This window comes from Kitasatospora papulosa, from assembly GCF_000717245.1.
In the GTDB taxonomy this organism is placed as follows: Bacteria; Actinomycetota; Actinomycetes; order Streptomycetales; family Streptomycetaceae; genus Streptomyces; species Streptomyces papulosus.
In genome coordinates this window covers 1-3,513 of sequence record NZ_JNYQ01000044.1, presented here as the reverse complement: position 1 = coordinate 3,513, position 3,513 = coordinate 1, and the positions used below count along the sequence as shown (strand labels likewise).

6 protein-coding genes are annotated in these 3,513 nt (G+C 43.7%); 3 read left to right on the top strand and 3 right to left on the bottom strand.

The window, feature by feature from the left end; all coding sequences use genetic code 11:
• Positions 1 to 180 precede the first annotated feature (180 nt).
• The gene (locus IA22_RS36065; protein WP_000251069.1) at positions 181 to 474 is read right to left on the bottom strand and encodes a CII family transcriptional regulator; all 294 of its coding nucleotides are present in this window, start codon (positions 472 to 474) and stop codon (positions 181 to 183) included.
• A 118-nt stretch (positions 475 to 592) separates the two neighbouring features.
• Positions 593 to 793 (bottom strand): Cro/CI family transcriptional regulator, encoded by a 201-nt coding sequence (locus tag IA22_RS36060; protein WP_000437875.1) that lies wholly within the window; start codon positions 791 to 793, stop codon positions 593 to 595.
• A 100-nt stretch (positions 794 to 893) separates the two neighbouring features.
• On the opposite strand from IA22_RS36060, the gene IA22_RS36055 reads away from it, so the two are divergent.
• The 3 genes from IA22_RS36055 (at position 894) to IA22_RS36045 (ending at position 3,009) form a co-directional block, all read left to right on the top strand.
• Entirely contained in the window at positions 894 to 1,607 is a 714-nt protein-coding gene (locus tag IA22_RS36055; protein WP_000104864.1) for a LexA family protein, read from the top strand.
• A gap of 112 nt (positions 1,608 to 1,719) precedes the next feature.
• On the top strand, positions 1,720 to 2,559 hold the full coding sequence (locus tag IA22_RS36050; protein WP_000788349.1) for a protein rexA: 840 nt from the start codon (positions 1,720 to 1,722) through the stop codon (positions 2,557 to 2,559).
• A gap of 30 nt (positions 2,560 to 2,589) precedes the next feature.
• Positions 2,590 to 3,009, top strand: coding sequence for a protein rexB (locus IA22_RS36045; protein ID WP_002969635.1), 420 nt, complete (start codon positions 2,590 to 2,592; stop codon positions 3,007 to 3,009).
• A gap of 243 nt (positions 3,010 to 3,252) precedes the next feature.
• On the opposite strand, the gene IA22_RS37390 is transcribed toward IA22_RS36045, so the two are convergent.
• On the bottom strand, positions 3,253 to 3,513 hold a 261-nt coding region (locus IA22_RS37390), incomplete at its 5' end, for a hypothetical protein (RefSeq protein WP_209443754.1).

Here is a 3,513-nt window from a genome sequence, read left to right as displayed (position 1 = left end):
ACTGTCGCTTGGTCAGATCTGCGCCCGAATAAGCCTCAAGCAGCATATTTGATAGTCTGGCGTAACCATCATCGAGATCTGCCACATTACGCTCCTGTCCGGCAAAGTTACCTCTGCCGAAGTTGAGTATTTTTGCTGTATTTGTCATAATGACTCCTGTTGATAGATCCAGTAATGACCTCAGAACTCCATCTGGATTTGTTCAGAACGCTCGGTTGCCGCCGGGCGTTTTTTATTGGTGAGAATCGCAGCAACTTGTCGCGCCAATCGAGCCATGTCGTCGTCAACGACCCCCCATTCAAGAACAGCAAGCAGCATTGAGAACTTTGGAATCCAGTCCCTCTTCCACCTGCTGATCTGCGACTTATCAACGCCCACAGCTTCCGCTGTCTTCTCAGTTCCAAGCATTGCGATTTTGTTAAGCAACGCACTCTCGATTCGTAGAGCCTCGTTGCGTTTGTTTGCACGAACCATATGTAAGTATTTCCTTAGATAACAATTGATTGAATGTATGCAAATAAATGCATACACCATAGGTGTGGTTTAATTTGATGCCCTTTTTCAGGGCTGGAATGTGTAAGAGCGGGGTTATTTATGCTGTTGTTTTTTTGTTACTCGGGAAGGGCTTTACCTCTTCCGCATAAACGCTTCCATCAGCGTTTATAGTTAAAAAAATCTTTCGGCCTGCATGAATGGCCTTGTTGATCGCGCTTTGATATACGCCGAGATCTTTAGCTGTCTTGGTTTGCCCAAAGCGCATTGCATAATCTTTCAGGGTTATGCGTTGTTCCATACAACCTCCTTAGTACATGCAACCATTATCACCGCCAGAGGTAAAATAGTCAACACGCACGGTGTTAGATATTTATCCCTTGCGGTGATAGATTTAACGTATGAGCACAAAAAAGAAACCATTAACACAAGAGCAGCTTGAGGACGCACGTCGCCTTAAAGCAATTTATGAAAAAAAGAAAAATGAACTTGGCTTATCCCAGGAATCTGTCGCAGACAAGATGGGGATGGGGCAGTCAGGCGTTGGTGCTTTATTTAATGGCATCAATGCATTAAATGCTTATAACGCCGCATTGCTTACAAAAATTCTCAAAGTTAGCGTTGAAGAATTTAGCCCTTCAATCGCCAGAGAAATCTACGAGATGTATGAAGCGGTTAGTATGCAGCCGTCACTTAGAAGTGAGTATGAGTACCCTGTTTTTTCTCATGTTCAGGCAGGGATGTTCTCACCTAAGCTTAGAACCTTTACCAAAGGTGATGCGGAGAGATGGGTAAGCACAACCAAAAAAGCCAGTGATTCTGCATTCTGGCTTGAGGTTGAAGGTAATTCCATGACCGCACCAACAGGCTCCAAGCCAAGCTTTCCTGACGGAATGTTAATTCTCGTTGACCCTGAGCAGGCTGTTGAGCCAGGTGATTTCTGCATAGCCAGACTTGGGGGTGATGAGTTTACCTTCAAGAAACTGATCAGGGATAGCGGTCAGGTGTTTTTACAACCACTAAACCCACAGTACCCAATGATCCCATGCAATGAGAGTTGTTCCGTTGTGGGGAAAGTTATCGCTAGTCAGTGGCCTGAAGAGACGTTTGGCTGATCGGCAAGGTGTTCTGGTCGGCGCATAGCTGATAACAATTGAGCAAGAATCTTCATCGAATTAGGGGAATTTTCACTCCCCTCAGAACATAACATAGTAAATGGATTGAATTATGAAGAATGGTTTTTATGCGACTTACCGCAGCAAAAATAAAGGGAAAGATAAGCGCTCAATAAACCTGTCTGTTTTCCTTAATTCTCTGCTGGCTGATAATCATCACCTGCAGGTTGGCTCCAATTATTTGTATATTCATAAAATCGATGGAAAAACTTTTCTCTTTACCAAAACAAATGACAAGAGTCTGGTTCAGAAGATAAATCGCTCTAAAGCTTCAGTTGAAGATATTAAGAACAGCCTCGCAGATGACGAATCATTGGGATTCCCATCTTTTTTGTTTGTTGAAGGCGACACCATTGGTTTTGCCAGAACTGTTTTCGGGCCGACCACATCCGATCTGACAGATTTTTTAATCGGGAAAGGAATGTCATTAAGCAGTGGAGAGCGCGTTCAGATAGAGCCACTGATGAGGGGAACCACCAAAGACGATGTTATGCATATGCATTTCATCGGCCGAACAACGGTGAAGGTAGAAGCCAAGCTACCTGTATTTGGCGATATATTAAAGGTCTTAGGGGCAACAGATATTGAAGGGGAGCTTTTTGACTCATTGGATATAGTCATTAAGCCAAAATTTAAAAGGGATATAAAAAAGGTTGCCAAGGATATTATTTTTAACCCGTCACCTCAATTTTCAGACATTAGCCTGCGGGCAAAAGATGAGGCCGGAGATATTTTAACAGAACATTATCTATCAGAAAAAGGCCATCTCTCAGCGCCTCTGAACAAGGTCACCAATGCTGAGATAGCTGAAGAGATGGCATATTGCTACGCAAGAATGAAAAGTGATATACTGGAATGTTTTAAAAGGCAGGTGGGCAAAGTTAAGGATTAATTATCAGGAGTAATTATGCGGAACAGAATCATGCCTGGTGTTTACATAGTAATAATTCCTTACGTTATCGTAAGCATTTGCTATCTCCTTTTCCGCCACTACATTCCTGGTGTTTCTTTTTCAGCTCATAGAGATGGTCTTGGGGCGACATTGTCATCATATGCAGGAACCATGATTGCAATCCTGATTGCTGCCTTGACGTTTCTAATCGGAAGCAGAACGCGCCGACTGGCCAAGATTAGAGAGTATGGGTATATGACATCGGTAGTTATTGTCTATGCCCTTAGTTTTGTTGAGCTTGGAGCTTTGTTTTTCTGCGGGTTATTGCTTCTTTCCAGCATAAGCGGCTACATGATACCCACTATCGCCATCGGCATTGCCTCTGCATCGTTCATTCATATATGCATCCTTGTTTTCCAACTATATAATTTGACCAGAGAACAAGAATAACCCGGCCTCAGCGCCGGGTTTTCTTTGCCTCACGATCGCCCCCAAAACACATAACCAATTGTATTTATTGAAAAATAAATAGATACAACTCACTAAACATAGCAATTCAGATCTCTCACCTACCAAACAATGCCCCCCTGCAAAAAATAAATTCATATAAAAAACATACAGATAACCATCTGCGGTGATAAATTATCTCTGGCGGTGTTGACATAAATACCACTGGCGGTGATACTGAGCACATCAGCAGGACGCACTGACCACCATGAAGGTGACGCTCTTAAAAATTAAGCCCTGAAGAAGGGCAGCATTCAAAGCAGAAGGCTTTGGGGTGTGTGATACGAAACGAAGCATTGGCCGTAAGTGCGATTCCGGATTAGCTGCCAATGTGCCAATCGCGGGGGGTTTTCGTTCAGGACTACAACTGCCACACACCACCAAAGCTAACTGACAGGAGAATCCAGATGGATGCACAAACACGCCGCCGCGAACGTCGCGCAGAGA

What these genes read in the sequence shown, in the direction of transcription:
- IA22_RS36060 (WP_000437875.1), bottom strand. Translation starts at nt 793, where the DNA reads ATGGAACAACGCATAACCCTGAAAGATTATGCAATGCGCTTTGGGCAA.
- IA22_RS36065 (WP_000251069.1), bottom strand. Translation starts at nt 474, where the DNA reads ATGGTTCGTGCAAACAAACGCAACGAGGCTCTACGAATCGAGAGTGCG.
- IA22_RS36045 (WP_002969635.1), top strand. Translation starts at nt 2,590, where the DNA reads ATGCCTGGTGTTTACATAGTAATAATTCCTTACGTTATCGTAAGCATT.
- IA22_RS36055 (WP_000104864.1), top strand. Translation starts at nt 894, where the DNA reads ATGAGCACAAAAAAGAAACCATTAACACAAGAGCAGCTTGAGGACGCA.
- IA22_RS36050 (WP_000788349.1), top strand. Translation starts at nt 1,720, where the DNA reads ATGAAGAATGGTTTTTATGCGACTTACCGCAGCAAAAATAAAGGGAAA.